Below are 6,193 nucleotides of genomic sequence, written 5' to 3'. Positions count from 1 at the left end.
CCTGCCTCACCCGCACATCCCGATCTTGCCTCTCCAGGCTCAGCAGCGCGCTCAGCCCCTGGCGTAACGGGAGTGCCTACTCAGAAAGGTAGGGCCGCATGACCGCCTCGGTGTCCACGGCGCGCGGCCGTACCGGATCGAGAGGGGTGAGCGACCACCTGACCGGCACCGGCGCCATGGTACGGCTGGCGCTGCGCCGCGACCGGATCAAACTCACCCTCTGGCTGGTCGCCATCACGGTTCTCGTCCCACGCTTCCATTCCGCCGCCGTGAACGCGGTCGTCCCGACGCCAGAGGCCTTGGCCCAAGCCGCGCAGATGATCCGCGTCTCCTTCATGAGAGTGCTCGGCGGGCCCCTCTTCGGCGAGGTCACCACGCAGAGCTACTTCCTCGCCGCCTACTGGGTCGAGTTCCTGCTGGCCGCCGCGATCATGAACATGATGCTCGTCACCCGGCACACCCGGGCGGAAGAGCAGTCGGGCCGGGCCGAACTCATCCGGGCGGCCGTCGTCGGCAGACACGCCCAGCTCACCGCGGCGCTGATCGTCGCCTTGATCAGCAATGCCGCGCTGGCGGTCCTCACCACCGCCGCGGCGAGCAGCATCGGGTTCCCCGTCGGCAGCGCCCTGCTGTTCGGCGCGTCCCTCGGCGCGGCCGGGCTGGTGTTCGCCGGGGTCACCGCGGTCACCGTCCAGGTGTCCGAACACCCCAGAGGCGCCAACGGGCTCGCGGGCATCGTGCTCTTCGCCGCGTGGCTCCTGCGCGGCGCGGGAGCGATGCAGGGCCAGGAGGGCGGTCCGCTGTTCTGGCTGTCCCCGATCGGCTGGTCACAGCAGACCCGGACGCTGGCCGACGAGCGCTGGTGGCCGCTCGGCCTTTCGGTTGTCCTCGCCGGGCTCCTGGTCGTGGGCGCCTTCTCACTGTCGAGCCGCAGGGATCTCGGCGCCTCCATGGTGGCCTCCCGCCCGGGCCGGGCCTCGGCGCCTTCGTGGCTGCGCACGCCGTTCACGCTCGCCCTGCGTCTCCAGCAGGCGACCATCGCCGGGTGGGGAGCCGCGTTCCTCGCCATCGGCCTCGTCCTGGGCGCCATGACCGGGGGAATGGAGCAGACCAATCTCCCCATCTTCTCCGCCGGCGCGGACTTCGGGCGAGCCTGGCTCAGCCTCATGGTGTTCACCGGGTCCCTCTACACCGGCGTCTTCGCGGTCCTGTCGGTCATCCGGCTCCGGGCGGAGGAGGTACGCGGCCGGATCGGTCCCGTACTGGCCGGGCCGACCGGCAGAGCGACGTGGTACTTGTCGTCCCTGCTGGTCACCGCGCTCGCCGTGGTGGTACTGCCGGCGGTCTACGGCGCCGCGCTCGGCATCGGCGCCGCCCTGTCCACCGGCGATCCCGGCCTCGTGGGAGAGGTCTTCCGGGCGAGCACGATCCGCGCCCCGGAGGTGCTGACGCTGCTCGCCATCCCCGCCGCCCTGCTCGGGCTCGCCCCACGGGCCGTGAGCGCGGCCTGGGCCGTGCTCGTGTACAGCGGATTCGTGCAGATCCTGGGGTCCTACATGAGCCTGCCGGAGTGGGTGGTGAACACGTCGGTGCTGTCTCACCTGCCCTGGCACCCGCTGGGGGCGTTCGCCCCGGTGGCCACGGTGCTCCTGGTCGCACTCGCCGCCGCGCTGACGGCCCTCGGCCTGTACGGCTTGCGCCGCCGCGATCTCGCCTGCGGCTAAGCCGTAGGCCGCCCGTGCCCGTCACAAAGTCGGGGCGAGGTGAGCTAATCGAGCCGCACGGGGAGTTCCTTGATGCCGTTGATGAAGTTCGAGCGCAACCGCCGCACCTCCCCCGTCTGCCGCAGCCGCGGAAACCGCACCGCCAACTGCTCGAACAGCACCCGCAACTCCAGCTTCGCCAGATGGTTCCCGAGGCAGAAGTGCGCTCCGCCGCCCCCGAACCCGATGTGCGGGTTGGGGTCACGCCCGATGTCGAACGAATAGGGCTGCGCGAACGCCGAAGAGTCCCGGTTGGCCGACGAATAGAACACGACGACCTTGTCGTCCTCGCGGATCTGCTGCCCGGACAGCAGCACATCCGCGGTGGCGGTGCGGCGGAAGAGGTTCACGGGCGAGACCCAGCGCACGATCTCGTCGGCCGCGGTGCGGGACAGGGCGGGGTCGGCCACCATGCGGGACCACTGCTCGGGGTGGTCGAAAAGGGCGAGCATGCCGCCGGACGCCGCGTTGCGGGTGGTCTCGTTCCCTGCCACCACCAGCAGCAGCACGAACAGGTCGAACTCGTTCTCGTCGAGCGTCTCGCCGTTCTCGTCGGGCTGGATGAGCTTGGTGACGATGTCGTTGCGCGGCGCGCCGCGGCGCTGGGCGGCGAGCTGGTTGGCGTAGGCGTAGACCTCCATGGCCGCTGCGCCGCCCTCGTCGGGAGAGGCGGCGTAGTCCGGGTCTTGGGCGCCGATCATCTTGTTGGACCAGGTGAACACCTTGTCCCGGTCGGCCACCGGCGCGCCGAGCAGCTCGCAGATCACGTACAGGGGCAGGGGCGCGGCGATCTCGGTGACGAAGTCGACCTCGCCGGAGCACTTGTCGAGCAGGTCGTCGCAGATGTCGCGGATGTGGGGTTCGAGGGCGTTCATGGTACGCGGCGTGAACCCCCGGTTGACCAGCGAGCGGCGCCGCGTGTGCTCGGGCGGGTCCTGGTTGAGCATCATCAGGCGCTGCATGGCCCGCTGCTCTTCCGGCATCTCGTTGAACAGCGCCAGCCGCCGCGAGGAGGAGAACAACTCGGAGTGCCGCGAGACGTGCACGACGTCGTCGTACCTGGTGACCGCCCAGAAGCCGGGTTCGCCGGGGTGCCAGTGAACGGGATCATGTTCACGCAGCCACCGGAGCTGCTCGTGTGGCGGTCCGGAATCGGCGTACCGGTCCTGGTCAACGAGGTCAACGAGCACCCGTTCCACCCCTTTGATCTAGCGCTTGGTCAATCACCGCACTGAAACGTGTTCTATTACGCGACGCCCGCCACGTCAACCCACCCTCATGAGGTACGGCCCGCCGAAACGCCCGGCAAGGTAGGAGGTCTGCCCTCGCCCAGAGAACGGGCCACCTCCGATGTTTCCGGGTGCATCAGGGGCAGCTGCGACACAAGAGACGCACGGTGCACGGCAGTGCAACCGGTTGCACACGAACGCGAGAAATCCCGAGGTCACGGATCGGATGTATCCCCCGTCCCCGACTTGACAGCTCCCCACCCGGGTACGAGCATCAGAGGTCGAGACATCCGATGTATAGCTGAGGGATGCGGTGTGAAGCTGCTGCGAGTTGGACCTGTCGGCCAGGAGCGCCCGGTGGTGATGGACGCCGCCGGTGACCTGCGCGACATAGGAGAGCCCGAGATCGACGGGGCTTTCTTCGCTTCCGGGGGAGTGGCGCGCGTCCGCGACGCGCTGGACGGCGGCCGGTTGCCGCTGTTCGAGGGGAAGGGCCTGCGGATCGGGGCGCCCGTCGCCCGGCCAGGGAAGGTCGTCTGCATCGGGCTGAACTACCGTGACCACGCCGCCGAATCCGGCGCGCAGGAGCCGGAGGAGCCGGTCGTCTTCATGAAGGCGCCCAACACCGTGGTCGGCCCCGACGACGAGGTGCTGGTGCCGCGCGGCTCCGTCAAGACCGACTGGGAGGTCGAGCTCGCGGTCGTCATCGGCAAGACGGCGCGCTACCTGGACAGTCGCGAGGCCGCGCTCGACGTGATCGCCGGCTACGCGATCTCCAATGACGTCTCCGAGCGGGAGTTCCAGCTGGAGCGCGGCGGTCAGTGGGACAAGGGCAAGTCGTGTGAGACGTTCAACCCGCTCGGCCCCTGGCTGGTCACCGCCGACGAGGTGGGCGACCCGCAGAACCTGGCCATGCGCCTGTGGATCAACGGCGAGCCGCGCCAGGACGGCAACACCAAGAACATGATCTTCGAGGTGGCGGAGGTCGTGCGGTACCTGAGCCAGTTCATGGTGCTGGAGGCGGGTGACGTGGTCAACACGGGTACTCCGGCCGGGGTGGCGCTGGGGCTGCCCGGCCAGCCGTACCTGCGGGCCGGTGACGTCATGGAGCTGGAGATCGCCGGTCTCGGCCGCCAGCGCCAGAGGGTGGGCCAGGCATGACGGCGGCGCCGTACCGGATCGTGGAGATGGAGACCCACGACATCCGCTTCCCGACCTCGCGGGAGCTGGACGGGTCTGATGCGATGAATCCGGATCCTGACTACTCCGCCGCCTACGTGGTGCTCAAGACCGATGACGGGTTCGAGGGGCACGGGTTCGCGTTCACGATCGGGCGGGGCAACGACGTGCAGACGGCGGCCATCGGCGCGCTGAAGCCGTACGTGATCGGCAGGGACGCCGAGGACCTCGGGGCGTTGTACAAGGAGCTGGTCAACGACTCGCAGCTGCGGTGGCTGGGGCCCGAGAAGGGCGTCATGCACATGGCGATCTCCGCCGTCGTCAACGCGCTGTGGGACCTCAAGGCCAAGAGGCACGGCAAGCCGCTCTGGCGGCTGTTGTCCGAGATGTCCCCCGAGGAGATCGTGGACCTGGTCGACTTCCGCTACCTGAGCGACGCCCTCACCCCGGACGAAGCCCTCCAGATCCTGAAGAAGGCGGAGCCGGCCCGTACGGCCCACGCCGCCAAGTTGCAGGCCGACGGCTACCCCGCCTACACCACCTCGCCCGGCTGGCTCGGCTACGACGACGACAAGCTCCGCCGCCTCTGCAAGGAGGCGCTCGACCAGGGCTTCAAGCAGATCAAGCTCAAGGTCGGCGCCGACCTCGAAGATGACATCCGCCGGTTCCGCACCGCTCGCGAGGTGTGCGGCCCCGACTTCCCCATCGCCATCGACGCCAACCAGCGCTGGGACGTCGCCTCGGCCATCGCGTGGGTGAACGCGCTGCGCGAGTTCACGCCCCACTGGGTCGAGGAGCCCACCAGCCCCGACGACGTGCTCGGCCACGCGGCGATCGCCCAGGGCATCCGCCCGATCCCGGTCGCCACCGGCGAGCACGTGCAGAACCGCATCGTCTTCAAGCAGCTCCTTCAGGCCGGCGCCATCTCCTACCTGCAGCTCGATTCGGCCAGGGTCGGCGGGGTGAACGAGAACATCGCGATCCTGCTGCTCGCGGCCAAGTTCGGGGTGCCGGTCTGCCCGCACGCGGGCGGTGTGGGGCTGTGCGAGCTGGTGCAGCACCTGGCGATGTTCGACTACGTCGCGGTGAGCGGCTCGCTGGACGGCCGGGTCATCGAGTACGTGGACCACCTTCACGAGCACTTCGCCGACCCCGTCGTGATCGAGAACGGCAACTACGTGGCGCCGTCCATGCCGGGATTCAGCGCGGAGATGCACCCCGAGTCGATCGCCGCCCACGTCTATCCGGGCGGCGAAGTATGGAGGGACCAGTGAGCCTCAAGGCCATCGTCACCGGCGGCGGCTCCGGCATCGGCCTGGCCACGGCGACCGCGCTGGCCGCGAAGGGGATGACCGTCGCCTGCCTGGACGTCAATCCGCCCGGCGAGCCCTTTATCGGGATAAAGGCGGATGTGACGGATGATGCCCAGGTACGCGCGGCCATCGCCGAAGCAGCCGACCGGCTCGGCGGCATCGACGTCCTGATCAACAATGCCGGAATCGGGGCCCAGGGCACCATCGAGGACAACCCTGACGATGAGTGGCGGAAGGTCTTCGACGTCAACGTCTTCGGCATGGTCAGGGTGGCCAGGGCGGCGCTGCCGTACCTCAGGAGGAGTGAGCACGCCGCGATCGTCAACACGTGCTCGATCGCGGCCACCGCGGGCCTGCCGAACCGCGCGCTCTACAGCGCCACCAAGGGCGCGGTCATGTCGCTGACGCTGGCGATGGCCGCCGACCACGTCCGCGAGGGCATCCGCGTCAACTGCGTCAACCCGGGCACCGCGGACACCCCCTGGGTGGCCAGGCTGCTCGACGCCGCCGACGACCCCGAGGCCGAGCGCCGGGCGCTCAACGCCAGGCAGCCGATGGGCCGCCTGGTCAGCGCCGAGGAGGTCGCCGCGGCCATCGCCTACCTGGCCGGTCCCGAGGCCGCCGCGACCACGGGCACGGTGCTCGCGGTAGACGGCGGCATGCACGGATTGAGGTTGCGCCCGGCCACCTAGCCAAGGAACACCCCCCA

5 protein-coding genes are annotated in these 6,193 nt (G+C 69.4%); 4 read left to right on the top strand and 1 reads right to left on the bottom strand.

Annotated features, from left to right (window positions below; translation table 11 throughout):
* Positions 1 to 98 precede the first annotated feature (98 nt).
* The gene (locus ACFWY5_RS54430; protein ID WP_379639829.1) at positions 99 to 1,724 is read left to right on the top strand and encodes an ABC transporter permease; all 1,626 of its coding nucleotides are present in this window, start codon (positions 99 to 101) and stop codon (positions 1,722 to 1,724) included.
* Positions 1,725 to 1,768: 44 nt separating this feature from the next.
* Here the strand turns inward: ACFWY5_RS54430 and ACFWY5_RS54425 are convergent, their stop codons facing one another.
* Positions 1,769 to 2,953 (bottom strand): cytochrome P450, encoded by a 1,185-nt coding sequence (locus tag ACFWY5_RS54425; RefSeq protein ID WP_379612131.1) that lies wholly within the window; start codon positions 2,951 to 2,953, stop codon positions 1,769 to 1,771.
* 354 nt (positions 2,954 to 3,307) lie between these two features.
* Here ACFWY5_RS54425 and ACFWY5_RS54420 point away from each other — a divergent pair, with 354 nt between their 5' ends.
* From ACFWY5_RS54420 to ACFWY5_RS54410, 3 genes are read left to right on the top strand one after another with little or no spacing between them, the layout of a single operon-like run.
* On the top strand, positions 3,308 to 4,153 hold the full coding sequence (locus ACFWY5_RS54420) for a fumarylacetoacetate hydrolase family protein (RefSeq protein ID WP_379639827.1): 846 nt from the start codon (positions 3,308 to 3,310) through the stop codon (positions 4,151 to 4,153).
* Positions 4,150 to 5,445: an L-fuconate dehydratase gene (locus ACFWY5_RS54415; protein WP_379639826.1), complete on the top strand. Its 1,296-nt coding sequence runs from the start codon at positions 4,150 to 4,152 to the stop codon at positions 5,443 to 5,445. Before ACFWY5_RS54420 ends, ACFWY5_RS54415 begins: the two co-directional genes overlap by 4 nt.
* Complete coding sequence (locus tag ACFWY5_RS54410) at positions 5,442 to 6,176, top strand: SDR family NAD(P)-dependent oxidoreductase (protein ID WP_379639825.1); 735 nt, start codon at positions 5,442 to 5,444, stop codon at positions 6,174 to 6,176. The genes ACFWY5_RS54415 and ACFWY5_RS54410 overlap by 4 nt, the downstream gene beginning before the upstream one ends.
* Positions 6,177 to 6,193: the final 17 nt, after the last annotated feature.

The organism is Nonomuraea sp. NPDC059007 (assembly GCF_042740555.1).
Taxonomy (GTDB): Bacteria; Actinomycetota; Actinomycetes; order Streptosporangiales; family Streptosporangiaceae; genus Nonomuraea.
This window is presented reverse-complemented; position numbering and strand designations above follow the sequence as displayed.

What these genes read in the sequence shown, in the direction of transcription:
- ACFWY5_RS54430 (WP_379639829.1), top strand. Translation starts at nt 99, where the DNA reads ATGACCGCCTCGGTGTCCACGGCGCGCGGCCGTACCGGATCGAGAGGG.
- ACFWY5_RS54415 (WP_379639826.1), top strand. Translation starts at nt 4,150, where the DNA reads ATGACGGCGGCGCCGTACCGGATCGTGGAGATGGAGACCCACGACATC.